At 58.7% G+C, this 26,330-nt stretch carries 24 protein-coding genes; 19 read left to right on the forward strand and 5 right to left on the reverse strand.

The window, feature by feature from the left end; genetic code table 11:
* Window positions 1-28: 28 nt before the first annotated feature.
* Together IG168_RS05675 and map are read left to right on the forward strand one after the other, a co-directional pair.
* A complete protein-coding gene (locus IG168_RS05675) occupies window positions 29-235 on the forward strand; it encodes a ParD-like family protein (RefSeq protein WP_193162727.1) in 207 nt (68 codons plus the stop codon).
* Window positions 228-1,007: a type I methionyl aminopeptidase gene (map, locus tag IG168_RS05680; RefSeq protein WP_193162729.1), complete on the forward strand. Its 780-nt coding sequence runs from the start codon at window positions 228-230 to the stop codon at window positions 1,005-1,007. The genes IG168_RS05675 and map overlap by 8 nt, the downstream gene beginning before the upstream one ends.
* A gap of 53 nt (window positions 1,008-1,060) precedes the next feature.
* Here map and IG168_RS05685 read toward each other — a convergent pair whose 3' ends face one another.
* Window positions 1,061-3,565 carry a TonB-dependent receptor gene (locus IG168_RS05685; RefSeq protein ID WP_193162731.1) on the reverse strand — a complete coding sequence of 835 codons (2,505 nt, stop codon included), beginning with the start codon at window positions 3,563-3,565 and terminating at the stop codon, window positions 1,061-1,063.
* 326 nt (window positions 3,566-3,891) lie between these two features.
* Here IG168_RS05685 and IG168_RS05690 point away from each other — a divergent pair, with 326 nt between their 5' ends.
* From IG168_RS05690 to IG168_RS05730, 9 genes are all read left to right on the forward strand, one after another.
* Window positions 3,892-4,350 (forward strand): MarR family winged helix-turn-helix transcriptional regulator, encoded by a 459-nt coding sequence (locus tag IG168_RS05690; protein ID WP_193162733.1) that lies wholly within the window; start codon window positions 3,892-3,894, stop codon window positions 4,348-4,350.
* Window positions 4,351-4,524: 174 nt separating this feature from the next.
* Window positions 4,525-4,944 carry an organic hydroperoxide resistance protein gene (locus IG168_RS05695; RefSeq protein WP_193162735.1) on the forward strand — a complete coding sequence of 140 codons (420 nt, stop codon included), beginning with the start codon at window positions 4,525-4,527 and terminating at the stop codon, window positions 4,942-4,944.
* Window positions 4,945-4,985: 41 nt separating this feature from the next.
* On the forward strand, window positions 4,986-6,005 hold the full coding sequence (locus tag IG168_RS05700) for an alpha/beta hydrolase (RefSeq protein ID WP_193162737.1): 1,020 nt from the start codon (window positions 4,986-4,988) through the stop codon (window positions 6,003-6,005).
* Between the two features lie 2,376 nt (window positions 6,006-8,381).
* A complete protein-coding gene (locus IG168_RS05705) occupies window positions 8,382-9,767 on the forward strand; it encodes an FAD-binding oxidoreductase (RefSeq protein ID WP_193162739.1) in 1,386 nt (461 codons plus the stop codon).
* A 492-nt stretch (window positions 9,768-10,259) separates the two neighbouring features.
* A complete protein-coding gene (locus tag IG168_RS05710) occupies window positions 10,260-10,667 on the forward strand; it encodes an MAPEG family protein (RefSeq protein ID WP_193162741.1) in 408 nt (135 codons plus the stop codon).
* 81 nt (window positions 10,668-10,748) lie between these two features.
* On the forward strand, window positions 10,749-11,132 hold the full coding sequence (locus IG168_RS05715) for a DUF302 domain-containing protein (protein WP_193162743.1): 384 nt from the start codon (window positions 10,749-10,751) through the stop codon (window positions 11,130-11,132).
* A gap of 189 nt (window positions 11,133-11,321) precedes the next feature.
* Window positions 11,322-11,501 (forward strand): hypothetical protein, encoded by a 180-nt coding sequence (locus IG168_RS05720; RefSeq protein ID WP_226876567.1) that lies wholly within the window; start codon window positions 11,322-11,324, stop codon window positions 11,499-11,501.
* Between the two features lie 107 nt (window positions 11,502-11,608).
* Window positions 11,609-12,058 carry a L,D-transpeptidase family protein gene (locus tag IG168_RS05725; RefSeq protein WP_193162745.1) on the forward strand — a complete coding sequence of 150 codons (450 nt, stop codon included), beginning with the start codon at window positions 11,609-11,611 and terminating at the stop codon, window positions 12,056-12,058.
* A gap of 339 nt (window positions 12,059-12,397) precedes the next feature.
* Window positions 12,398-13,423: a lipid A deacylase LpxR family protein gene (locus IG168_RS05730; protein ID WP_193162747.1), complete on the forward strand. Its 1,026-nt coding sequence runs from the start codon at window positions 12,398-12,400 to the stop codon at window positions 13,421-13,423.
* 270 nt (window positions 13,424-13,693) lie between these two features.
* On the opposite strand, the gene hutG is transcribed toward IG168_RS05730, so the two are convergent.
* Together hutG and hutI are read right to left on the reverse strand one after the other, a co-directional pair.
* Window positions 13,694-14,659 carry a formimidoylglutamase gene (hutG, locus tag IG168_RS05735; RefSeq protein WP_193162749.1) on the reverse strand — a complete coding sequence of 322 codons (966 nt, stop codon included), beginning with the start codon at window positions 14,657-14,659 and terminating at the stop codon, window positions 13,694-13,696.
* Window positions 14,643-15,887 carry an imidazolonepropionase gene (gene hutI, locus IG168_RS05740; protein WP_193162751.1) on the reverse strand — a complete coding sequence of 415 codons (1,245 nt, stop codon included), beginning with the start codon at window positions 15,885-15,887 and terminating at the stop codon, window positions 14,643-14,645. Before hutI ends, hutG begins: the two co-directional genes overlap by 17 nt.
* Window positions 15,888-16,203: 316 nt before the next feature.
* On the opposite strand from hutI, the gene hutC reads away from it, so the two are divergent.
* From hutC to IG168_RS05780, 8 genes are all read left to right on the forward strand, one after another.
* On the forward strand, window positions 16,204-16,908 hold the full coding sequence (gene hutC, locus IG168_RS05745; RefSeq protein WP_193162753.1) for a histidine utilization repressor: 705 nt from the start codon (window positions 16,204-16,206) through the stop codon (window positions 16,906-16,908).
* Between the two features lie 84 nt (window positions 16,909-16,992).
* Window positions 16,993-18,666, forward strand: coding sequence for a urocanate hydratase (gene hutU / locus IG168_RS05750; protein WP_193162755.1), 1,674 nt, complete (start codon window positions 16,993-16,995; stop codon window positions 18,664-18,666).
* Window positions 18,667-18,848: 182 nt separating this feature from the next.
* Window positions 18,849-20,399 carry a histidine ammonia-lyase gene (gene hutH / locus IG168_RS05755; RefSeq protein ID WP_193162758.1) on the forward strand — a complete coding sequence of 517 codons (1,551 nt, stop codon included), beginning with the start codon at window positions 18,849-18,851 and terminating at the stop codon, window positions 20,397-20,399.
* Between the two features lie 389 nt (window positions 20,400-20,788).
* A complete protein-coding gene (locus tag IG168_RS05760; protein ID WP_193162760.1) occupies window positions 20,789-21,103 on the forward strand; it encodes a hypothetical protein in 315 nt (104 codons plus the stop codon).
* Window positions 21,104-21,226: 123 nt separating this feature from the next.
* Window positions 21,227-21,589, forward strand: a complete 363-nt coding sequence (locus tag IG168_RS05765) for a hypothetical protein (RefSeq protein WP_193162762.1) — start codon at window positions 21,227-21,229, stop codon at window positions 21,587-21,589.
* Between the two features lie 168 nt (window positions 21,590-21,757).
* Complete coding sequence (locus IG168_RS05770) at window positions 21,758-22,453, forward strand: hypothetical protein (protein ID WP_193162764.1); 696 nt, start codon at window positions 21,758-21,760, stop codon at window positions 22,451-22,453.
* Between the two features lie 145 nt (window positions 22,454-22,598).
* Entirely contained in the window at window positions 22,599-23,387 is a 789-nt protein-coding gene (locus tag IG168_RS05775; RefSeq protein ID WP_193162766.1) for a 3-hydroxybutyrate dehydrogenase, read from the forward strand.
* A 52-nt stretch (window positions 23,388-23,439) separates the two neighbouring features.
* Window positions 23,440-24,051, forward strand: a complete 612-nt coding sequence (locus IG168_RS05780) for a response regulator (RefSeq protein WP_193162768.1) — start codon at window positions 23,440-23,442, stop codon at window positions 24,049-24,051.
* 81 nt (window positions 24,052-24,132) lie between these two features.
* On the opposite strand, the gene IG168_RS05785 is transcribed toward IG168_RS05780, so the two are convergent.
* Both IG168_RS05785 and IG168_RS05790 read right to left on the reverse strand, forming a co-directional pair.
* The gene (locus IG168_RS05785) at window positions 24,133-25,104 is read right to left on the reverse strand and encodes an alpha/beta hydrolase (protein ID WP_193162770.1); all 972 of its coding nucleotides are present in this window, start codon (window positions 25,102-25,104) and stop codon (window positions 24,133-24,135) included.
* Window positions 25,079-26,284: an MFS transporter gene (locus IG168_RS05790; RefSeq protein ID WP_193162772.1), complete on the reverse strand. Its 1,206-nt coding sequence runs from the start codon at window positions 26,282-26,284 to the stop codon at window positions 25,079-25,081. The genes IG168_RS05785 and IG168_RS05790 overlap by 26 nt, the downstream gene beginning before the upstream one ends.
* Window positions 26,285-26,330: the final 46 nt, after the last annotated feature.

Raw genomic sequence — 26,330 nt, forward strand, 5'->3', positions numbered from 1 at the left:
ATAGCTCCGGAAAAGGAAGACAAAGGCCATGGGTATCCTGAAAGTATCCGACCAACTCCACGACGAGATACGCCGGGCCAGCGCCGTGATGGCGCGCTCAATCAATGCGCAGGCGGAGTTCTGGGTGCGCATCGGCATGCTCGCCGAACTGAATCCGGAGCTGACCTACAACCAACTGTGCAAAAAGCTCCTGCGCGACCCGGCGCCGACCCTCGAATCCCTCGTCAATGAATAACATTCTCCGCAAGACGCCGGCGGAACAGCGGTTGATGCGCGAGTCCGGCCAACTGCTCGCGCGGGTTTTCGCCATGCTGGACGAGTTTGTTGCACCGGGCGTATCCACCATGGACATCGATCGCCGCGTCGAGGACTTTATCGTCAACGAGCTGCGCGCGCGCCCGGCGAGCAAGGGCCAATACGACTACCCTTATTCCCTCAACACCTCGGTCAATGAAGTTGTCTGCCACGGCATGCCGCGGGATTCACAGGTATTGAAGAGCGGCGATATCGTCAACCTGGATATCACCCTGGAGAAGAACGGCTTTATCGCCGACTCCAGCAAGATGTATATGGTCGGCGACGTGTCTCCGGCGGCGCGGCAACTGGTGCAGACCACCTACGAAGCCATGTGGCGGGGCATCGAGACGGTGCGTCCCGGTGCGACCCTGGGCGATATCGGCCATGCCGTGCAGCGCCATGCGGAAGGGCGCGGTTACAGTATCGTGCGCGAATACTGCGGCCACGGTATCGGTCGCGAGATGCACGAGGAACCCAGTGTGCTGCACTACGGCCGCCCCGACAGCGGCGTGGTACTGCAAGAGGGCATGACGTTCACCATCGAACCCATGGTCAACCAGGGCAGCCGCAAGACCAAAGTGAAGAAGGACGGCTGGACAGTAATCACTCGGGACAGAAAGCTCTCGGCCCAGTGGGAACACACCATTCTGGTAACGGCGGACGGATTCGAAGTGCTGACACTGCGGCCGGAAGAGGCGCAGGGGCAGTAGACGGCGGGATGGGATGACCCCGCGGGAACCTTGCGGCTCCCGCGGGGTGGCGATCAGAAGTTATAGCGCGCTTCTGCACCAAATGTGCGCGGCTCGGAGATGGAAGTGTAGGGCGTACCGAACACATCCAGCGTGCGCCCGCTGGGAATACCGGCGCGCTCGTTGTCCAGCAGGTTGCGGCCCCACAGTGCCAGCTCGTAGGTGCCGCTGTCGCTCTGCCAGGACACGCGGCCGTTCAGGCGCTTGTCATCCACGCCGACACCATCGATGGCACTGAAGCTGGCCAGGTAGCCCGGTTCCAGCTCGTCGGTGTTCTCCGCGAAGATGTAATCCATGTGCACATTGACGGAACCGACCGGAATGACCGGCGCCCAGTCCATTGCCAGCGTATAGGCGGTGTTAGTGGAGGACTTGTCGCGGTCTTCCTGCAGCTCGCCCTGGGCATCGTAGAAGGGATCCCACTTGGAGTCCTGGTCGCGGATGGTGGTCACCAGCCCCAGACGCAGGGTGTCCAGCGGCAGCCAGTCGACGGTGACTTCAAAGCCGTTGAACTGCTGGTCGCCGTTGATCACCCGCGGCAGGGCGTTGGCTGAACCCGGCGCCTTACTCTCGACACCGCGCTGGCGATTGTCCACCGTCATATCGAAATAGCTGAGCTGTACCCGCAGGGTGTCGAGCAGATCGCCCTTCACACCCAGCTCGATATTGTCCACTTCCTCCGGCTCGATCGGGGTGTCGGCGGTCAGCAGGTTGAGGGAATCGAAGCCGCCGGATTTGTAACCGGTGGAGTAGGACAGGAAGGCCATTGCCGTTTCACTGAAGTGATACTGGCCCACCAGGCGCCCGGTGGTCGCACTCCACTCGTCGCTGGCCTCGCGCAGGCCCTCGCCCACGTTGTAGTTGTCGGCGCTGGAGAAGATCACCTCTTCAACACCCGGACGGATGTCGCGATAGCTGGTGCCCGGCGTCAGCCAGGTAAAGGATTTCTTGTCGGTGCTGTAGCGCAGGCCGGCGAGCACGTTGATCTTGTCGGTCAGCGCGTAATCCATATCGAAGTAGACGCCCCAGTTGGTGAAGTCGCCGGTATTCTCGACGCGCTCCACCCAGTTCTGGCCGGCGTAATCGGGTCCAAACAGCATGCCGGTGCCGAGCACGTTGTAGGCCAGCAGGTCGTACATATCATTGGTCTGTGGCAGCGGACCACTGCCGCCGATAGCCGGGGAGATCAGGCTGGTAAAGGTCGCCCAGTCGTCCGGTTCCCACAGGTGATCGACCGTATCCAGCGCCGCCAGCGCCTGGCCAGCAGCCATATCGCCGATACCGCCGTCTCCCGGGTAACCGCCGACCGACAGCGCCGCACCACCGGCGATCTGTTCACGCAGGGCCGGGTCGTTGACGATATCGGCAGTCACCAGCCGTGTTACCGAGCTGGCTGTCGCGGTGACATCGGTACTCTGGTAAATATTCTCGCGGGAGTAGTTCGCGCCCATCACTGCCGTCAGGCGATCGCCGGTGAAATTCACCTGCAGTTCGTGATAGCTGATATCCGAGTCAAAGATATTGTTGGTATCCAGGTAGCGGCTGACATCCGCGGTACCATCCTCCTCCTCGATATTGGAGGTTTCCCACTGGCGATAACTGGACACCCATTTCAGGCTCCAGGTGTCATTGAAGGTGTGCATCAGCTTGGCATTGACCGCAGACATGGAACGGGTTTCCTCGCCGTTCATCACGTCGTTTTCAACCTTGCCGGAGAAGGGATCGAGGTTGTAACTGTAGGGGCTGACGCCGATGGCCTGGCGCGGCGCATTGTCCACGTCGTCCCAGTCATAGGAGAGCTGTGCGGAAGTGTTGTCGCTGATATCCCACCAGGCCGACACGCGTCCGGTGAGAATGTCCTCGGAACCGGAATCCACCCCGCCGGGGTATACGTTCTCGACAAAGCCGTCGCGCTGGTAACTCATCAGGTTGCCGCGCAAAAATAAGGTATCGCTGACCGGCGCATTGACCATGGTCTCGAGCTGCTGCAGGCCATAATTGCCCACGCGCGCGGAGACAAATGCATCGAAATCCGCCTGCGGCCGGTTGGGCACCATATTGACGGTACCCGCAGCGGCGTTGCGGCCAAACAGCGTGCCCTGCGGCCCCTTCAATACCTCCACCCGCTGCATGTCGGCAAACGACATGGACGTGGCCGGGCTCGGCACATAGGCGTCGTCATAAAACACCGCCACCGACGGATCGCCGCCAGCGCTGATGCTCGAGCTCTGAATGCCACGGATACTCAGTGCCGACTGGGTAACCCCGCTGCCGGCATCGAATCCGGGAATATAGTCGGCCATATCGCTCAGTTTGAGCGCATTGGTGTTGTCCATGTCCTCGCTGGAAAAGGTGTCCACAGTCACCGGCACCTCCAGCGCATTCTGTTCGCGCTTCTGTGCGGTTACCGTGACTTCTTCCAGGGCCAGTTCTTCGGCGAACGCCGGTGCTCCCGCGCCCGCCACAATGGCAATCGCCAGCGCGAGGGGACGCCGTCCAGTCAGATGGGCTTTGTTCATCGGTCTCTCCAGAGGGTTATTTTTATTGTCCGCGCGGCACTGGGCCGCTTATGGAGAACCGCAAATAATCAATGGCCATGGATGCGTTACTGGTACGGAGACGGAAGCGTACCAATTTCCGCTGCGGCTCATTTTTATTTTCTCCGCAACACTTCCTGAATACATCAATTTGAAATTAGCACAGGCTTTTTTTTCTGGCTATACACTCGTACCAAAACCAAGCAAACTGCTTGTTCCAGTTGGCCGCCGCGTCACCAACGGATAAATATTCCTGCCAGTTACGTTAAACTGGTATGCATTCGTCAACCGTTACCCTTCAGAATTCCATGGCCAAAAATCCTTACGATGCGCTCAAGCTCGACAACCAGTTATGCTTCAGCCTGTACTCCACCTCGCTGGCCATGAGCAAACTGTACAAGCCACTGCTCGAAGAACTGGGGCTGACCTATCCGCAGTACCTGATCATGCTGGTACTGTGGGAGGACGACGGCATCACTGTCACCGAACTGAGCGGGCGACTCGCCCAGGACAAGGGCGCCCTGAGCCCGGTGATCAAACGGCTCGAAGCCCAGGCACTGATCGACCGCCGCCGCGACCCGGCAGATGAGCGCAGGGTACACCTGTGCCTTACTCCCAAGGGCAAGTCCCTGCAACGGCGCGCCGCCGATATCCCCGCTCAGGTACTGCGCGCCAGCGGGCTCGACCGCAACGCCGCCCGCGAGCTGAAGGCACAGATAGAGACAGTGCGGCACGCGCTCAACAGCCTGATTCGCGATACTGACTAACGGGCCACATTACCCCCAAAGTCCCGACAGGCACCGCCATTCCTCACCTTTGGATCGAGACTATCAAGGTCATAGCCAAATTTGATTATCGCGCTAACTGTTATCGCGCTACCTTTCTTTCCGTGCCCAGCACAGCAACTTAAACCGCTCCATCACCAATTAAGGTAAAGCGCCATGCAAGTTCTCTACACAGCAGTAGCCACAGCCACCGGCGGCCGCGACGGCCAGGCCAAATCTTCCGACGGCATTCTCGACGTCAAACTGACCACGCCGAAAGAACTGGGCGGCCCCGGCGGCGACGCCACCAACCCGGAACAGCTGTTTGCCGCAGGCTACTCCGCGTGCTTTATCGGCGCGATGAAATTTGTCGGCGGCAAGGAAAAAATCGCAGTGCCGGAAGACGCCAGCGTCCGCGGCGAAGTGGGGATCGGCCCGACCGACAACGGTTTTGGCTTGGATATCGATCTCTACATCACCCTGCCCGGACTGGAGCAGGCGGTTGCAGAGGATCTGGTGGCAAAGGCGCACCAGGTGTGCCCCTACTCCAACGCCACCCGCAACAACGTGGCAGTGCGCCTGCACGTCTCCACATGAAATGAGGCCGGGTTGATCCCAACGAATCAGAGGTAAATGTCATGAAAAAGCCATCTGTATCCAAGCTGCTGTTGTCCCTGTTCTTTGCCCTGGATACTGCCGTCGCCTTCGGCGCTGGCTCCCCGGGAGTGGAACAGCACACGCAACAGTTCCTCGAAGCGCTGGAGCAGGGCGGCGGCAAACCGCTCGAACAGTTGTCACCAGCCGATGCCCGCGCAGTGTTGACGGGCGCCCAGCAGGGCGCCCAATTACCGCCAGCGGAGGTATCGGAAAAAACCATCCAGGCTGACGGTAAGCCCCTGCAGCTCACCATTGTTAAGCCAAAGGGCACCAGAGAAACACTGCCGGCATTTATGTTTTTCCACGGCGGTGGCTGGGTACTGGGCGACTACCCGACCCACGAACGCCTGATCCGCGATCTGGTCAATCGCTCCGGTGCGGCGGCAGTCTATGTCGACTACACGCCATCGCCGGAAGCCCACTACCCGACCGCGATCAACCAGGCCTACGCTGCGACAAAATGGGTGGCAGAACACGGCAAGGAAATCGGTGTGGATGGCTCGCGCCTGGCAGTGGCGGGCAACAGCGTCGGCGGTAATATGGCGGCGGTAGTCGCCTTAATGGCAAAGGAAAAGGGCACGCCGAAAATCCGCTTCCAGCTGCTGCTGTGGCCAGTGACCGACGCCAACTTCAGCACTGCCTCCTACCGGGAATTTGCCGAAGGGCACTTCCTTACGCGCAACATGATGAAGTGGTTCTGGGATAATTACACCACCGATCCCAAACAGCGGGCTGAGATCTATGCGTCCCCCCTGCGCGCCACTAACGCACAACTCAAGGGACTGCCGCCGGCTCTGATACAGACCGCGGAAAAAGATGTGTTGCGCGATGAAGGCGAGGCCTATGCACGCAAGCTCAACGACGCAGGCGTAACCGTCACCGCCGTACGCTACAACGGCATGATTCACGACTTCGGACTACTGAATCCGCTGAGTAAAGTGGCGGCCGTTCAGGATTCGCTGGATCAGGCGGGGACAGCGCTGAAACACCATCTCCGTTAACACCATCCATCCAAGGCCCCGCTAGGGGCCTTTTTTTTTCGCCCTGAGAAATAAAAAAACACTAATCGTAAATCCGCTGCTTAGCGGTTTCTGCTCACTGCCACTCCCGCGCTTCTGCCCGCATGACAGGGCCGCAAGACGCTCCGAGGCAAGATCCACACTCCGTAAATTTGCAGCAGCCATCCCGCTTCCAACCTGTAATTCCGTTCGATATAAATCTTGCCCTCAACTGTCGCGTTTGAACCAAGAAATTCCGGGGATATACGACACCATTGCGTATTTAGACGCTATACACACTATCGATAATCCGATATAAACAATTGAATTTACGGCGCCTTATTTGCGCAGATCAGATATTGTTCAATTTAAAGTTTCGGGGATAGGCGACAAAGTGTCGCATTTAAACACGACACTTCGCCGCCTAATACACTGTTATGAGCTTTACGGATATTTTAGGAATATATGCTTACGTTCGCAGGTCTCTTGTTCACATCGATTTCTATATTTTGGGCTGTCTACACTTATAGGCGGCAAATGAATGCGCAGTTGTTTCTAGAGTATACAAGTCGATATGACCAGATAATGCAGTCATACCAAGGACGGATAACTGATCTTAATTTAGATAGTGAGCCTTTACCTGAGGAAAATCAGGAACTAAAACAATGCATTCTTCGGTACCTGAACCTATGTTCGGAAGAGTTCTATCTCTGGAAACGGGGATACCTCAACAAAGATATTTGGTTGATTTGGCAGGGAGAAATCAATCGAGCATTGCGAAGCAAGCTTTATAAGCGGGCGTGGGTTGGTTTGCAAACGGAGTTTGAAGCATTTCCGGAATTTTCGAGCTACGTGAGAGAGGTTCAGTCTGGCTCATAACAAGTAGTTGCAGTTCGTTCCGGCCCTGGCGGGCCTCCACCGGACCGGCTTTCCGTTGCACTCCAAACCGGCCGCTGAACATCGGCGTTAAAAATGGTCATATTTGCAATCGCAAGGAACCGATATCTGGAGCTTGAATCGATAATTAAGTCGGCAAACTATCCAGTTTTGGTTAGCGAAGGGGATTTAAATAAATCCGAGATGGAACAGCTGCGGGCATCTGGAGTAGAGCTGGCTAATTTCATGTATAAAATTCCACTCAATGATCGAAGCGAAATTGAAAATGCGCTGGAGGATACTTTGCTCCATCATCCTAGTGAGCGGATTCGCCAGGCACGAATCCGATCGCAGCGAAGTTATTCGACCTCTACCGCGATCTGCGCGAAGAGCGCCCCGCTGACTCGATCAAGTACGGACTCTGTGCGGTCGGCCAGTTCGCCAACATGGTCAAGCGCCACCCAGCCTACAAGCGGAAATACCCGGATCGGCCGCCGACATACGGCATGCCCTACGAGGGGATCGAAAACCTGAGGCCGATGACCAAGGAGCTCCTGCGGAGCTTCGCCCTCGGGAGACCCGGAAAGTAGACTCGTACTCTCGCAAGGGCGGTCTCAGCGGGGGCAGGCGCGAGTCGTTAAGCCAGATTGGGCTTGGGCCCTCATCTTCCGCCTCCGCACACGAGATACTGCGAACTCTCTGGACCTCAGAGACCAAACACCTTCAGAACGCCGGCCATCCAAGAAGACACTGCAGTTGACGGCCAACAGCTCATTTTGGTCGAGGTTTGGTAGCCTTCTGGCATCGGCTTGGGCCCGGATATCGATCTCTACGTCACTTTGCCCGGACCGGAGCAGTCGGGCGCAAAAGACTGGTGCTAAAGCGCACCAGATATGCCCCTACTCCAACCCCACCCGCAACAATACGGATGTGCGCCTGCACGTAGCAACCTGAGCAGTAATCATCGCTAATTCTCAATGTCAGAGGATTTGACTATCAATAAATCGATTGTCGGCAGACTGGCATCCCTTCTCCTTTTCGCAGTAGATACCGCATTGTACTTAGCGCACCGGTCGACGTGGGAGCCAGACGGCAAATGATTTCGCAAGTCCTAATGGAACAGGCGCAAGAATAGGCATAGTTTCGTTCGCAATAATGGTTAGCGTAGTAATTTCGATTCGATTGAAAATAACTGGCTCGATTAAATCACTGTTCGGCTCGCTAGTGGTGATAGTGGCTATATTCAAAGTGATTGAGACGTCATTACCCATTTCCATGTTTGCTGGCGAAGTATTGATTTCTCAACGTGCCGTGGCCATAGCGGCGCACTACTTCCATTAATTACAACCGATCTGTATTGGCGCTTTAAAAGGTCAGAAGGTTGAAACATATCAAGCGGCTGTAGTCGCCGCTGAAAATGCGGCTGGGACGACTTACGCTGTACTACAGCCGTTCCTAAACCGAGCGTTCACTTGCATTCTGCAAATATGAAAGGCAACTCGCATGAAAGCCCTGAAACAAACAGAGATCGACGACTTCAAAAATCAATTCGATGGCGATGTGCTTTTGCCCGACGACCCGGCCTATGACGAGGTACGTCAGATTTGGAACGCCATGATAGACCGCAAACCCGGAATGATCGCCCGCTGCACCTCGGCTGACGATGTCGTCAAAGCGGTCAACCTCGCCCGCGAGAATGAACTGCTCGTTTCGGTTCGTGGCGGCGGACACAATATTGCCGGCAACGCCATCTGCGACGAAGGCCTCATGATCGATCTCTCGCTCTTGAAGCAGGTCCAGGTGGACCCAAAGTCGCGACGCGCGACAGTCGAACCCGGCTGCACCCTCGCTGATCTCGATGCCGCGACCCAGAAGCATGGCCTCGCCACTCCAGTTGGCATCAACTCGACCACCGGCGTAGCCGGCCTGACGCTTGGTGGCGGCTTCGGCTGGTTGAGTCGCAAATACGGCATGACCGTCGATAACCTGCTGTCCGCGAATGTCGTCACCGCGGATGGCCGTCAGTTGCGCGCCAGCGAGACGGAAAATGCTGACCTGTTCTGGGGACTGCGCGGGGGCGGCGGAAACTTCGGCATCGTCACCCAGTTCGAGTTCCAACTCCACCCCGTCGGACCGGATGTGCTGAGCGGGCTGATCGTATTCCCATTCGACCAGGCGAAGTCGGTAATCACGCAATTCGCCCGCTTCACCGAGACGGCGCCGGAAGAGCTCAGCATCTGGATGGTGGCTCGGATGGCGCCCCCACTACCGTTCCTACCGGAGGCGGTCCACGGGCAGACAGTCGTTATCCTGGCACTGTGTTATACGGGGGATCCAACCGAAGGCGAGAAGCTCATCGAGCCGCTACGGGAGTTCGGCACGGCTCATGGCGAGCACATTGGCGTGGAGCCATTCTGCGCCTGGCAGCAAGCTTTCGATCCACTCCTTACCCCGGGAGCACGCAACTACTGGAAGTCACATAACTTCACGCAGCTCAGCGACGGAGCGATTGACACCGCAGTCGAATACTCTGGCAAGCTGCCGTCACCCCAGTCCGAGATCTTTATTGCCTCAATTGGCGGTGCTACATGCCGCCCCGCTCCCGAAGCGATGGCCTACTCGAGCCGGGACGCCAACTATGTTCTAAACGTGCACATACGATGGGATTCGGCAGATGATGACCAGCGCTGTATTGCCTGGGCGCGCGATTTCTTTGCCAAATCAAAACCTTTCGCCAGCGGCGGCGCCTATATTAACTTCCTCACGCAGGACGAAACCGATCGCATCGAGTCGGCCTACGGCCCGACCTACACGCGTCTGCTGGAGCTCAAAAAGAAATTCGACCCCACGAACCTCTTCAGGATGAATCAGAACATCAAGCCGGACTGATCAGGAGACGCCATCCAATCGGCAGATCAACATCGGACGCCGCATCAAATCCACTCAGCCCCTCCACGGCTCCAACGGAGAACCGCGTGGAGCCGTTCAAAAGCACCTCGGGCGAAACGATTGCCCGACGTTCCCTCGACGTTAAGAGAAGTCTCCAATGAAATGAATTGAAAGCGATTGACTTGAGCGTAGAGTCGATGAGGTTCCCTACTACATTTGGGATCCAATTGGGGTTAATAATGAGATTTGGGGTCGCGGTGAATACCGGGGCTACGTAGCGGGTGTCCGAAAACTCATAAAGAATGGCTACTCCGAATCGGCTATAGCAGATTACCTATATGAAATTGATATTTCTAAAATGTGCTTGTCATCGACCATGAAACGAGCCATTTTAGCTGCCAAGGCTCTGAAGCTACACGAAGAGGCACTTGATAAAGGTGCCGCTTAATAAGTGCAGCCATCCGCACCCCGTTCATCTAAAGGATCAGAGTTATGAACAGTGAACTTCTTTACTTGACGCTCGTTACCGCTTTTACGGCAGTACTATGGGTACCGTACATTCTGGATCGGATTGCTGTCTGGGGCTTATCCGACGCCGTCGGATATCCCGCCAATCCCAAGCCCCAGTCACCTTGGGCCGTCCGTTTGATAAAGGCGCATTCCAATGCCGTCGAGAACCTGGTGGTCTTTGCAACTCTGGTTCTGATCGCGCAGTTCTCCGGCATCAGCAATTCGACAACCGTTAGCGCATGCGTTGTCTATTTCTGGTCCCGAGTGGTACATGCCATTGCGTATACTTTCGCGATTCCGTGGCTCCGTACCTTGGCTTTCGCAGTTGGATTTTTCGCTCAGGTGGCGATTGCATGGCAGCTACTTGCATCAACTTCGGTTTCTGCCTGATCATTCAAGCCGAAACCTCCTCACGAAGTGGCTTAATTTACGCGCCACGTGAACTGAAAAACCATAGCCAGGAGAAGAAATATGTACAGCATTATCGAAAGCAAAAAATCATTCGAAGTTGCCTCTAATGATCTTGAGGCGGCGGTGAAGAACAATGGTTTTGGTGTTCTGCATATCCACGACCTCGGCGAGACACTGAGAAGTAAAGGCATCGACTACGGCGAAGAATGCAGGGTTTTTGAAGTTTGCAATCCCCAGCAAGCGGCGAAAGTGTTGGCGATTGATGTACGACTGAATATGGCCTTACCTTGCAGAATTTCCGTCTACACGGAACAGGGGGCGGTGAAGATTGGCTATATAAAGCCGGCTGAAATGCTGAGCGCATTATCCAGCGACCCAGCACTGGCTGCGATTGCGAGTGAAGTGGAATCATCCATGATTGACATCATGAACGGAGCCAAGTGAAGACTCAGATAGCAATTGGATTGAATCCGCCCTGATTCTTCAAACCTCTACGGACTTTAAGCTACAGGGAATGTATCCGTGAGAGAACGACTTAAGAAAAATAGTATATTCGCCTGGATGGGCCTCGGAACCTGCTTACTACTGCTGGCCCCTCTAATAGCCATGCAAGTCACTACGGAGGTTCACTGGATGGCCATTGATTTTATAGCGATGGGCACCCTGATCATGCTTTCAGGCGGCCTGTTCGTTATTCTGGCCAGAAAGATCCCTTCAAGGTATTTAGCCCCTCTGGCAGTCATTATTTTAGTGGGCTTTCTCACCGTTTGGGCCGAGCTTTCTGTAGGGATCTTTTTCTCACTGGGCAGTTAGCGCGGTTGCCTGTAGTGAATCTGCACCGGCTTTCAGCGTTTCACTTTTTCGCCAAGTCATTCATATCTCAGCTATTACATGCTGCGAAAGGAATCACCCTGCTACTGATGATTTTATCCAGCCCTGCTATAGCCAACGTCGACCTGGTCAGAGTGGCCAAGTCGAAGAACCGGATGTATCTGCTAGATGGTGAGCAGGTCGTTAAGTCCTACCATGTCGTATTTGGAAGGAGTCCGGAGGGGCACAAGCAGCAGGAAGGCGATCAGAAAACGCCGGAAGGGCGCTATGTGCTGGATTATAAAAAGGAGGACTCGGCCTTTTATCGATCGATGCACATCTCCTATCCCAATGAAGAAGACAAAAGGAATGCGGCCAAGCTGGGCGTGTCCCCCGGTGGATTCGTCATGGTGCATGGGCAGCGCAACCGCTTGGGCTGGCTCGCACCGATCATGCAACGATTCAACTGGACCAGCGGCTGTATCGCGCTGACCAACCGGGAGATGGATGAATTCATGAATCTGGTTGCAGTCGGCACGCCCATCTTGATCGACCCTTAGTCCACCGCCGCTGTCCGCTGGCCAACCCTTATTTCTCATCTCCCAGTTCCAGTAACCGCTGGTTATTAAAATCTGATACCTAAGGTAAAAGTGCAGGAAACGGCAAGTTTCGTGGAGATTCCGATTACGCCATCGGTGGCGCGTAGTTACACAATAGTGCCGATCCGAATGGCGCCCGCACACTAGAGACGCCGCGGAGATTTCCGCTTCAGAGGTATTTGGAACAGCGGCATGAATCCACGCAGTAAATCGACGGTGGCCACGCGGCAGCACCGAAACTCCCACAGACTATTTTCCACCTTAAAACATTTTTTAATCCTTCAGTGGCCTGCCCTGCTGATGCTGGTCGCGACGGTAATATTCCTCACTACACCGGCATCCGCCAGCGAGCAGAAAGCGGCAGCGGAGTACGATGCTTCCCTGCAGGCGATCATTCTTCGCGTCGACAACGACCTCTTCGCCGGCAGTGACCGCGGCTACTCAAACGGGGTGGAAATCGGTTTTCTTTCGCAGACCGTGGACGACTGGCAGGATACCCGGCTACCCACGGGTTACCGAAGTATCAACCACTGGACCGGCTGGCTGCGACCGCAGGGATACCGGGACTACAACATGAGCGTCACTATCAGCCACGACATTTACACGCCGGGCGACTGGCGGCGGCGCGATATCATCGCGGACGACCAGCCCTATGCAGGTGTTTTCTTATTGGGACTGCAATACAACGGCCGCGACGCAGACACGATGCACAGCACCAGTCTCTACCTGGGTATGGTCGGGCCCTCGGCTCGAGCCGCGGAAATACAGCGGGGAGTGCACAAATTGGTGGGCTCTGACCGGTTCCACGGCTGGGACAATCAGCTTGCGGACGAACCGGTATTCCGCCTGCATTCGGAATGGTTTTCTCGCTATTCGCTGGTGCGCACCGGGCACGACCGCTGGCAACAGGACCTGGTTCTGCACGGCGGCGGCAGCCTCGGTAACCTCCAAACCGGCGCCAATGCCGGCGTCGAGTGGCGCTTCGGCCCGACACTACCGGACAACTTCGGCAGCGCACCACTACTGCAAGCGGCGACGGGGCCCGCCCCTGAGCCCAGCCACAATTTCTCCCCACAGTGGAAAATGCACGGGTTTGTGATTCTGGACCTTGCAGCGGTGGTGCAGGATATCACCCTGGATGGCAATACCTGGAAAGACAGTCACAGTGTTGACCGCCGGCCTCTGCGTGCCGGTGTTGGAGCGGGCATCGCCGCCGACTATGGCAAATGGCGCTTCGCATTTGCCCGCTACCTGGGTACTCGGGAATTCGAGGGTCAGCTCAGCCCACCCGAATTCGGTCGTCTGACCGTGCGACGGGATTTTTAGACCGATACTGTGGCAGATGCACCGCACTGTTCATCAGCTCGCCAAGCCTTCGCGCGGAAATTGATTAAACGTTGCCGGGAGGGGCTATGGAGACAATTCCCAGACCGCGACCGTTCAGATGATACTGAAAAACGGTTCTGACCTGTTCGCAGCGCATCGCCATAATTACCGCAACGTATTTATAGTTGCCCAGCGCATCTACGCCGTAGGGCACAGAGCATCCCGCCCTGCCCCTAAGCATTTATATGCTGAAATCACACCGCCAAAGAGTTATATCTGGCGGGCCGCCGTGGCGCCATTGGCAATCTGAAAGGCCACCCGCGCCGCCGTGCGCGCCGCGTGATCCTCGATATCGAAGTAGGGGTTGAACTCGGCGATATCCGCCATGCAGACCTTGCCGGACTCCAGCACGGTATCGAGCATTGGTTCAAACAGTTCCAGCGGCACACCGCGCCCGGCGGGGGCGCTGACGGCCGGCATTACGGCGGCCGGAAATACGTCCAGGCATACGGTCAGGTAGACGAAATCCACTCCGTCGATATATTCGCGCATCTGCTGCTTTACCCGGTCCAGATTCCACGGCGTGATCTCGCGGTCCCGAATTACCTGCGCACCCAGTTCATCGGCACGGTTGTACAGCGCCGGTGTGTTGGCGTTATCGGCGGCACCGACGCACAGGTAGTGAAAGTCGCGGCCGTTGATCTCGCACTGTTCGGCGATCTGGTAAAAGGGTGTGCCGGATGAACCCTTGGGATTCGGGATGCGCAGATCCAGATGCGCATCAAAATTGATGATGCCGAGAGTTTTGTCCCGGTGCAGTTCGCGCATCCAGCGGGCAATGCCCTGGTAGCTACCGTAGGCGATCTCGTGGCCGCCGCCCAGCACCAGCGGGAAGTGGCCGCCGCTCAACAGTTCGGTAATGCGCGCACCCAGCAGGGACTGGCCGGACTCGAGATCTTCCTTTTCCACCTTCACGTTGCCGGCATCGTATATCGGCGCGTCAAAAGTGGCGGGCAGATTGGCCATGGCCAGGCGCAGGATACGCGGCCCCTTGGCGGCACCGATACGCCCCTTGTTACGGCGCACCCCCTCATCGGAGGAAAAGCCGAGGATCGCGAGCCCGGGGGCACTGTCGAGCTGCAGCGGAGTAATGCGCTGGTGCCAGCGCTCGCCGGCTTTGCCGTCTTCACTATCGGTGCGGCCACTCCACAGGCGCATATCAGCCAGCTGTAACATTTCTGCCTCCTACTGTGTTACCGGCGAAGAAAATCTGCGCCGGTTTCAGCGCGCCCACTTCGTAAGCCAGCTGATCGGGAGTATCCATCGGCCACAGCACCATGTCGGCGCGCAGCCCCGGGCGCAGTACGCCGCGGGAACAGCACAAGCCCAGTGCGCGCGCTGCGGAACGCGTCACCCCGGCCAGCGCTTCCGCCGGCGTCAGGCCGAACAGGTTGCAGCCCATGTTCATCATCAGACGCAGCGAGGCCATGGGGCAGCTGCCGGGATTCAGGTCGGTGGACAGCGCCATGGAAACACCGGAGGCGCGCAGCTTGTCCACCGGCGGGACGCGGGTTTCCCGCAGTGTGTAGAAGGCGCCGGGCAGCAGTACCGCAACGGTGCCGCTATCGGCCATCGCCGCCACATCGCCATCGGTAATGTATTCGATATGGTCCACGGACAGTGCGCTGGCCTTTGCCGCCATGGCGGTCGCGCCGGTGTGGGCGAGCTGTTCCGCGTGCACTTTTACCGGCAGGTCGAATTTCCTCGCACAGTCGATCACACGCTGGCACTGGTCCACGGAAAAGGCGATGGATTCGCAGAACATATCCACAGCATCGGCCAGCTGTTCCCTGGCTACGGCGGGCAGTATCTGCTCACACACCAGGTCGATATATTCGTCCGGACGGCCGTCGTATTCAGGCGGCAGCGCGTGGGCCGCCAGACAGGTGGTGGTGATTTCCACCGGGTAGTGCTGGGCCAGCCGGCGCGCAGTGCGCAGCTGCTTCAGTTCGGTGTCGAGGTCGAGCCCGTAACCGGATTTCACTTCCAGTGTGGTGACACCCTCGGAAAGAAGCGCGCGCAGGCGCGGTTCGGCGGCGCGATACAGCTGTTCGGCAGTGGCTGCGCGGGTAGCGCGCACAGTCGACAGGATGCCACCGCCGGAGCGAGCCACCTCTTCGTAGCTTTCACCGCCGAGTCGGCGGGCAAATTCGGACGCCCGGTGACCGCCGTAAACCAAGTGGGTGTGGCAATCGATCAGGCCCGGCGTCAGCCACTGGCCTTCGCCATCCACCATCTGGTCGGCGGCGGCTTCCGGTAGTTCCTGGCGCGGCCCGAGCCACACGATCTTGCCGCCGGTCACGGCAATAGCGGCATCTTCCACGGCGCCATAACCACCAGGAATGGACGGATCCATGGTGGCGGCATTGACGTTGGTAATCAGCAGGTCGCAGCGTTCTGTCATAGGCTCTCTTTTTTACCAGCTTTCTCGCACAGGGCGCTTGTAGGCATCCGGGCGGCGCGGTTTTCCTTTTCTAACCATAGTCGCTCTGCCCTTGGGGGCGAGCGGTTTTGCAAATACCGGGGCCCGGGGGCCGGCGGGCTTGACTCTTTTGGGCTGGGCCACCATAGTAGCCACGATCTTGTATATACAACCATATACAAGTAAGGACAGCACTGTACCTGAGTCTATGAATACTGCAAGAGAGCCCTCAGCGGCTGACAAAGAGCCCTCAGCGGCTGGCAAAGAGCCCTCAGCGCCGGGTAAAAAGCCCTCAGCTATGACGAATGAACCCCGTTACGCCGCCATCAAGCGCCATATCCGCCAGCAGATAGAGTCCGGCAACTGGCCGGTGCACTTCCAGGTGCCGTCAGAGAACCAGCTGGCGCAGGATTTCGGCGTCAGTCGCATGACCGCGCGCCGCGCGCTGTCCGAGCTGACCGACGAGGGCGTGCTGATGCGCTCCCAGGGGCTCGGTACCTTCGTGGCCGAACCGGTGCCGGCGGGCTCACTGCTGGAAATCCGCAATATCGCCGACGAAGTTTCCGCCCGCGGTCACAGTTATAGCAGCGAAATCCTACAACTGGAGGAAGTCGCCGCGCCGGCAGAGGTGGCGCGCGCTCTGGCCATGCCGGAAGAGGCACGCGTGTTCCATTCGATCATCGTGCACCGGGACAACGAGCTGCCGATCCAGTGGGAAGAGCGCTTTACCAATCCGTCGCTGGCGCCGGACTACCTGCAGCAGGACTTCAGTACCACGACACCGAACGCCTACCTGTCCCGGGTCGCACCGTTGACCGAGGCCGACACTACCGTTGAGGCGATCGCGGCCGAGCCCGACGTGGCCGCAGCACTGAATATCGAGCCGAACAGCGCCTGCCTGCAGATCTGGCGGCGCACCAAAAGCAGTGCCGGCACGGTGAGTTTTGCACGCCTGGTACACCCGGGTAAGCGCTACCGGCTCGGTGCACAACTCCGTTTTTAACGATTTTCACCGGCAGGCGCGACCGCTGGCGCACCTGCCTAAATTATTTGAACGCTTTGAAGAAAAAACTTCTGCGAGGTAACCATGACCGATAAACGCCACGATCCCAGCCGCAAGATTGCCGCGCCTACCGGCACCACCCTGAACGCCAAGAGCTGGCTCACCGAAGCGCCGCTGCGCATGCTGATGAACAACCTGCATCCCGACGTCGCCGAACGCCCGGAAGACCTGGTGGTTTACGGCGGTATCGGCCGCGCCGCGCGCGACTGGGAGTGCTACGACAAGATCGTTGAAGTCCTGAAGCGCCTCGAAGAGGACGAAACGTTGTTGGTCCAGTCCGGCAAGCCCGTCGGTGTGTTCAAGACCCACGCCGACGCGCCGCGCGTACTGATCGCCAACTCCAACCTGGTCCCCCACTGGGCCAACTGGGAACACTTCAACGAGCTGGATAAAAAAGGCCTGGCCATGTACGGCCAGATGACCGCCGGCTCCTGGATCTACATCGGTTCCCAGGGCATCGTGCAGGGCACCTACGAGACCTTCGCCGCGGTAGCGCGCAAGCACTTCGACGGCGTTGCCAAGGGCAAGTGGATCCTGACCGGCGGCCTCGGCGGTATGGGCGGCGCCCAGCCCCTGGCGGCCACCATGGCCGGCTTCTGCATGATTGCAGTGGAGTGCGACGAAACCCGTATCGACTTCCGCCTGCGCACCGGTTATGTGGACAAGAAAGCCACCAGCCTCGACGAAGCGCTGGCGATGATTAACGAAGCGATGGAAAAAGGCGAAGCCGTTTCCGTCGGCCTGCTCGGCAATGCCGCCGACGTCTTCCCGGAAATCGTCGAGCGCGGCATCCAGCCGGACGTCGTCACCGACCAGACCTCCGCCCACGACCCGTTGAACGGCTACCTGCCGAAAGGCTGGACCATGGAGCAGGCCGCCGAGATGCGCAAGGCCGACGAAGCGCTGGTGGTCAAGGAAGCGAAAAAATCCATGGCCATCCAGGTACAGGCAATGCTGGACCTGCAGGCACACGGCGCGGCGACCCTCGACTACGGCAACAATATCCGCCAGATGGCCTTCGAGGAAGGCGTCGAGAACGCATTCGATTTCCCCGGCTTTGTGCCCGCCTACATCCGCCCGCTGTTCTGCGAGGGCATCGGCCCGTTCCGCTGGGCAGCACTGTCCGGCAACCCGGAAGATATCTACAAGACCGACGCCAAGGTTAAGGAACTGATTCCGGACAATCCCCAGCTGCACAACTGGCTGGATATGGCCCGCGAGCGCATCCAGTTCCAGGGCCTGCCGGCGCGTATCTGCTGGGTCGGCCTGAAGGACCGCGCGCGCCTGGCGCAGGCGTTCAACGAAATGGTCGCCAACGGCGAGCTGGAAGCGCCGGTCGTGATCGGCCGCGATCACCTCGATTCCGGCTCCGTGGCCAGCCCCAACCGCGAAACCGAATCCATGCTGGACGGCAGTGACGCAGTATCCGACTGGCCGCTGCTGAACGCGCTGCTGAACACCGCCTCCGGCGCGACCTGGGTGTCCCTGCACCACGGCGGTGGCGTCGGCATGGGCTTCTCCCAGCACTCCGGCGTGGTCATCGTCTGTGACGGCACCGAGGCCGCCGGCAAGCGCATCGGCCGCGTACTGTGGAACGACCCGGCCACCGGCGTAATGCGTCACGCGGATGCGGGTTACGACATCGCCAAGAAATGCGCGAAGGAGCAGGGGCTGGACCTGCCGATGCTGAAGGACTAATGGAAGCCGTCCCACGACTACTGCGCGTGCGCCTGGCAGTATTCGGCGGTGCTCATAATGCTCACGTACTACCAGTACGTTGCGCTTATTGCGCTCCGGCGAATACCCCCAGCCACCCGCTCGCTACGTCGTGAAACGACTTCCGATCTGAACTTAAGAATTTATTTTCGGTGAATAATTTTATGTACAAACTGGAAATCACCCCCGGCCAACTGAGCATGGAACAACTGCGTCGTGTTGCCCGTGAGCCAGTACAACTGAGCCTCGCCAAAGACGCCTACCCGGCCATCGAGGCTTCCGCCAGAACCGTAGCGGAAGTACTGGAGCAGGGCCGCACCGTATACGGCATCAATACCGGTTTCGGCCTGCTGGCCAACACCCGCATTGAAAAGAAAGACCTGGAAACCCTGCAGCGCGCCATCGTACTGAGCCACGCCGCCGGTACCGGCAACTTCATGGATGAGGCTACCGTGCGCCTGCTGATGGTGTTGAAGATCAACTCTTTGTCCCGCGGTTTTTCCGGAGTGCGCCCGCAGGTGATCGAGGCGCTGATCAAACTGGTCAATGCCGGCGTATTCCCGGCGATTCCGGAAAAGGGCTCCGTGGGCGCCTCCGGCGACCTGGCACCGCTGGCACATATGAGCGTGGTGCTGCTGGGCGAGGGCGAGTGCTTTATTGACGGCAAGCGCAAAGCAGCTGCGGAGGGCCTGAAGAGAGCCGGGCTGGAACCCATCACGCTGGCACCGAAGGAAGGCTTGGCACTGCTGAACGGCACCCAGGCTTCCACCGCCTTTGCCTTGCTGGGACTGTTCGCCGCAGAAGATCTGTTCGCCGGCGGCCTGGTCACCGGTGCACTGACACTGGAAGCGGCCAAGGGCTCGCGCCGCCCGTTCGACGATCGCATCCACGCGGTGCGCGGCCAACAGGCCCAGCGCGACGTAGCGGGTATTTTCCGCGACCTGCTGGGTGAGAAAAGTGAAATCGGCGAGTCGCACGAAAACTGCGAAAAGGTGCAGGATCCCTATTCCCTGCGCTGCCAGCCGCAGGTCATGGGCGCCTGCCTGCAGCAGATCCGCTTCGCCTCCGAAGTACTGCTGGCGGAAGCCAACGGCGTTTCCGACAACCCGCTGGTGTTTACCGACGAACAGGATCCGGCCAACTCCGACATCATTTCCGGTGGCAACTTCCACGCGGAACCGGTGGCGATGGTGGCCGACAACCTGGCGCTGGCTCTGGCGGAAATCGGCGCGCTGTCCGAGCGCCGCATGGCCCTGCTGATCGATTCCAACCTGTCCGGCCTGCCGCCGTTCCTGGTCGACAACGGCGGGGTGAACTCCGGCTTTATGATTGCCCAGGTCACCGGCGCGGCACTGGCCAGTGAAAACAAATCCCTGGCCCACCCGGCCAGTGTGGATTCCCTGCCGACTTCCGCCAACCAGGAAGACCATGTGTCCATGGCCACTTTCGCCGGCCGCCGCCTGCGCGATATGGCCGACAACACCTGCGGCATTCTCGCCGTGGAATTGCTGGCCGCCTGTCAGGGCCTGGACTTCCGCGCCCCGCTGAAAACCACGGAAAAACTGGAAACAGCCAAGGCCGCACTGCGCGAGCGCGTGCCGTTCTACGACAAGGACCGCTACTTCGCGCCGGACATTGAAGAGGCCAAGCAATTGCTGGCCGGCGGTCAATACAATCACTTTGCGGCAGAACAGCTGTTACCGAGTATTGCCTGACCGTCCTTCATCGCGGCCCCGCTTACCGGGGCCGCGATATTTCTGCCCGCCCACGGCAAGCCATTCCGGCACCACGCCAGCCGCCTGCACCTGACGGGATTTAACTATCTGGATAGGCAACGGGCCCTGCTGAACGATGGTCGCAAAAGATATTCGCACCTTAATGGCCTGAGCACGGAAAACCGCGTTTAATTCCGGCAACCATACAACCTCACTGCTTACGGATTGAATCGCTCCGACTCTTCTTTCCTGCGTCCCCCCACACTATCGTGTTCACTTCATTGATGTGCAAATTCAGGACACCTTGAGGAATTTTGCGAGGAAATTTGCGCCAGGCCTGCTAGGCTGATTAATAGACGTTTTACCCGCCACCCGGTGCGGAGGTCTAAATGAAATTGCTGCCCCGGAAGCTGCTGCTTTCCAGTGCCGGCTACGCGCTGGTGTCGGCAGCATCGCTGTCCTTACCGGCCTGCACTGACACGGGCACGGTGACCGGTAGTTCGGACCATTCCAGCGCATATCTTTATCAACGCGCCAACAGCCGCTACTACCACTGCCATCCCAACGGGGTGTGTCACAACGCCCGCGACACCAGCTACTACACGCGCGGCTACTACCGTTCGCCCCGTTCACACTATCGACCACCCAGCGCGCGACCGTATCCGTTACCGGCAGCACCGCCGCCGCGCCCACGACCGCGCTGATGCAACTTCGGATTATTACAATCTTTCAGATCGAGCCGACAACCAATCGACTGGCGAGCGACACAGCGGTGCCGCAGGGAATGCCGTAACCAACGGGTTTTTCCCAAATTAGGAGATTGCGTTATGAAGAGAGTCATCAAAACCGGGCTGATAGCCGTCACGGTGTGCACGGCACTGACCCTCGGTGCCTGTGCAACAGACGGCTACTACGGTGGTAGCTACTACTCCAACGGCTACTATTCTCCCTATTACTATCCGTCCAGTAGTATTTCCCTCTACTACTCATCGCCGCGCTATTATCGTTACCATCGCTATTATGGCCGGCCCTACTACCGCGGCCACTATCGCTATCGCGGACACAACTATTACCGCGGCCACCGCTATTACAATCGCCCCGGTTATCGTCCCGGCCGCCCGAGCTATCACCGTCCCAGCGGCAGCTATCATCGCCCCTCCAGTGGCCATGTCCATGGACGCCGCCGTTAGGCAACTCTGAGCCTGGGGCCGGTCCTCGCACCGGCCCCGGATACTGAGGCCCTGGTCGCACTCCCACCAAGTCCCGTCGCAACTGGCACCGCAGCCAGCAGGTAGGGTTACTGCGATATCGCGTCGAGCGGAAGCCAAATGATGAATAGCATTTTCAGGCGAGGCGGAATGCTCGCAGTAGTTCTCACCACAATTGTTTTGGGTGCCTGCGCGAGCGGCAACTATTACTATGCGGCCACTCCGCTCCCGGCCGGCCAGCTCTCCTCCGGGCCCTATTACTATCCATCCACAGGAAGCACGTACAACCGCGGTGGTTACGCCGAAGACGCGCTTCCCTATGTTTATCCGTCCGGCGGCAGCTACCTCTATTACTCCACTCGGGAATACTACCTGCCCTATTATTACCCCTATTACCCGAACCGCTATTACGGTCGACTCCACCGCTACCACCCCTACAAGCGCTACCGTCCTTACCGCGGTCATTACTCCTATCGCCACCATCGCCCGCAACAGGTTTACCGTAGCACCGGTCGCGCGCACCGCAGCTATCGAATAGATGGTCGAAGACTGGATGGCAACCGGCAACGGATAAACGGGGGACTTCGAGCGCACGACAACCGGCACATTGGCAGAGTGTACCGATCCGGCAGCGAGCACCGGGCGGGCAGGGTGTACCCATTGCAAGGCCAGCCGCGGGCACGCGGCAGGCAGAACATACATTCCCGCCAACGGCTGCGCGGCAGTCGCCCTCCGCAAAGTGGGCATCACCGGTACAGAGTGCAGCGCCATCCCGGAAGTTATCACCTGCGCGGCGACGGACAGGGCCGCGAGCGTGGACAGCAGCTCCAGCGCGGCCGGCGCTGATGCCGGAAGCGCTGCTCTCATACCTTGGTCATACAGACCCCCTCCCGCACCGCTGTTAAGATTTTTACCAACTTAAGCAGGATGGCATCGGTACCCGCCGCACCGGCGGTTAGCCTATGCTCCAGACAGCCGCGGGAGTTTTTCAGTGCAGCGGAATAAAAATAAACCAGTTCTAATCACCGGCTCCACCAGCGGAATCGGACTCGCTATCGCCCACACCATGGCCGGGGAAGGCTATCCGGTCATGCTGCATGGACTGGTCTCTGCCGAAGAGGGACAGAGCCTGCTGCAACAGTTTCGCGCGGACTATGGGGTGAATTGCGGTTTCAGTAACGCCGATATCGCCAGCGAAGCCGGCTGCGCACAGTTAGTTACCGAAACCCGCGAGGCGCTGGGTAATCCGGGAGTACTGGTCAATAATGCTGGCGTGCAGTACACGGCACCGGCACATGAATTCCCCGACGAGCAGTGGCAGAAAATCATCGCCATCAATCTCAGCGCCGCGTTTTATCTCTCCCGCGACCTGTTGCCGGCCATGCGCGCCGACAACTGGGGGCGCATCGTGAATATCGCATCGGTGCACGGCCTGGTAGCCTCGGAGCACAAGGCTGCCTACTGCGCCGCGAAACACGGCCTGGTGGGCCTCACCAAGGTGCTGGCACTGGAAAATGCCAACTGCGGCGTGACCGCCAATGCCATCTGCCCCGGCTGGGTGGAGACACCGCTGATTCAGCCGCAGATTGAATCCATTGCGCAGGAACAGGAGATCGACCTGGACGCCGCGCAGGCACAATTGATCGGCGCCAAGCAGCCGATGGTCAAGGCCACCAGCCCGGAGGCCATCGGGGCCCTGGCGCTCTACCTGTGTGGCGACTTTGCCAGCACCATCACCGGCACAACAATGCCGGTGGACGGAGGCTGGACCGCACAGTAGTATCTTCCACACCCTATAAAAACAATGTATCGGGTGTGACGTGAATTACCGATTGCTGATTGCTGATGACCATCCCCTCTACCGCGACGCGCTAGTCACCACGCTGTCGCGCCAGTTCCCGGATTGCGAGCTATTGCAGAGTGAAGACCTGCAATCCACTCTCGCGCACCTCCGGGATACCGATATCGACCTCCTCCTGCTCGACCTGAATATGCCCGGCAGCGAGGGCTTCAACGGCCTCGCACAGATCCGCAACGATTTTCCGGCGGTCCCGGTCGTCGTGGTCTCCGGCAGCGACAAAAATCCGGTGGTCCAGCAGGCGGCGGGCTTTGGGGCCAGCGGCTTCCTGTCGAAAACCGCCCGGCCCGATGAGATCGTCGAGTGTATCGAAAGTATTTTTGCCGGTGGGCAGTGGTTCAATCCGGAGGCAATGGCGGAAGCGGAAGAGGTATCCCTGGCCGAGCGGCTGTCGCGACTGACTACACAGCAGCTGCGTATTTTCCAGATGATCGCGCAGGGCATGCTCAACAAGCAGATCGCCTACGAACTGGACATCACCGAACCCACGGTAAAAAGTCATGTAACGGCCATTCTGCGCAAGCTGGAGCTGCGCGACCGCAAGCAGCTGATCCGCAAAGCACAGTCGCTGACCCAATTGTCCTGACCCGCACACTCTGCGACATTTCCATCTCTCATTTGCGGATGGGAGGCGGGAAGACGCCGCCATCCCAACTCCCAATTTGAATCAGCGGATACCGCGTACGTACTCGCCTACGTGGCGGTAAAACTTCGCGCAGGCTTCGGGCACCAGCTTTTCCAGATTGACGAACGCGTGAATCATATCGTCGAAATGCAGCGCCTCTACGTCGACACCTGCACCGCGCAATTTTTCCACATAGGCCAGGCCCTCGTCCCGTAGCGCGCAGAACTCCGCGGTAATCACCAATGATGCCGGCAGTTTCGCAGTGAACTCACCGTGCAGTGGTGATGCCTGCCACGGGTTTTCCGCGTTCTGGAAATAATTATCGAAGTACCAGAGGATTTTTTCTTTCTCGAGCAGGTAACCGCTACCGTTTTCCTCGATGGACGGTTGCAGCATCGTGTAGTCGAGACTGGGGTAGATCAGCACCTGTGCGGCGATAGAACTCTCAGCGCCCTGGGCTAAGTTGTGTGGGCGGTGCTGCAGCAGCCGACTGGCGCTGGCACAGAGGGCGCCACCGCCGGAATCCCCCATCAGGATCCAGCGGTTGTCGTGCGCTACCTGCTTTTTATCCAGCGCCGCACCGAGCCCGCGCACCACACTCATCAGGTCGTTGAGGCCGGCGGGGTAGGGGTTTTCCGGGGCGAGTCGATATTCCAGCGAGACCAGCGTGCGCCCGCAAGCTTCCGCCAGCCGCCGGCAGATCGGATCGTACACGCTGACACTGCCAGCCATATGACCACCGCCGTGACAGTAGATGATCGCCGGGCCCGGCTCGATGTTTTCCGGCCGGTAAATCCTTACCGGAACCGCGTACTCGCCACCGTGCACCAGGGTTTCGCAGACGGCCATGTCCGGCCCCGGCTCGACGAAAGTGCGCGTCAGGTTGGCGAGACTTTCCCGCGCGGTAATCGGTGTCGGCTCGAAACCCGCCGCCTTCAACTGCGCCACCTGGGCATTGACGGCCTGCAACCACTCGGCCAGTTGCGGATTAAGCTGTCGCGCTTTCTGTGCCATTGTCGGCCTCCGTTACTGTTGCTTTTCTGCCGCTTTCCGGCAATACAAATGAAACCAGGAACAGCGATGCAGAACAGGCCACGGCGAAATAGGCAGCCATCGCCGGCTGGCCACTGCTGTCGGCGAGTACGCCGGCGCCGTACATCAATGCGGTTTCAACGGTGTAGGAGATAGACCAGAACATGGCGAAGGTCACCGTAATCCGCGCTGGAGTCATTCCCGGCAGTTCCTGCGGCAGGGTCACCAGTGCGGTCATCGGCAGGAACATAAAGAAACCGGCCAGCGCCGCTGCGGCATAGGCGATGAACGGATTGCGGCTGACCAGCATCAGCGCGGCGAAAATCACCAGTGCCAGTCCAGCGTAGCGCAGCACCGGCAGGCGCAGCGGATAGCGTTTGGTGACAACAATGCCCGCGGCAGTACCCACCATGCCCGCGGCAATCATCACTGCGGACAGGTGATTGCTGGCCACGGCAAAACCGTCAATCAGCGGGAACAGTGCAAACACGGCGATATAGCAGAAAAGCACACCGCAATAGGCCAGCGGCAACCACCAGTTAAAGGCTTCGCGCATGCCTTCAAGCAGACCGTACTTTTCCGCCGGCCTGTTGCCACCGCCGGACAGGGAGAAATCTTCCGCGGATAGCCACCACAATACCGCCAGCGCAACCAGCATCACGCCGTAGAGCGCCACCACCGACTGCCAGTTGCCGAGCCACGCGGTCAGCGCGCCGGTAGACAGCAACGCGAGCAGATTACCGGTATTGAAGGCGGCCGCGTTGATACCGTTGATTAGCGGCCGCTCTGCGGCAGAGAAATAGTGCAGCACCACCGGGTTGAAATAGACAATCGCCAGCGCGCCGCCAAGGCCCAGCGCCAGCCGCGACAGCAGCCAGCCATTGTAGTCGCCCGCCAGGGCTCCAAGCCCGCCGACGGCGATCAAGACCATGGCGAGGGTAAAGGCGCGCTTGGCACCGAGTCGCACCAGCAGCATTGCCGCCGCCAGGTTGCCCGCGACTTTTGCCAGGGTAATCACGTTGCTACCCCAAGTGGCATTGGCGAAGCCCTCCTCGCCAAAAGAGGACTGGATGTCCGGCGTCAGAATGGCGCCGCTGACCCAGGAGGCAGCGAACAGTGCGTAGGCACTGAACATCAGTATTTCGAGCAGATATTTTTTCATGGTTGTCACATCTTCATCATCGCATTCCGGATAGGGTGCGCCGGGC

Origin of the sequence: Microbulbifer hainanensis, assembly GCF_014904735.1 — a bacterium.
GTDB classification, from domain to species: domain Bacteria; phylum Pseudomonadota; class Gammaproteobacteria; order Pseudomonadales; family Cellvibrionaceae; genus Microbulbifer; species Microbulbifer hainanensis.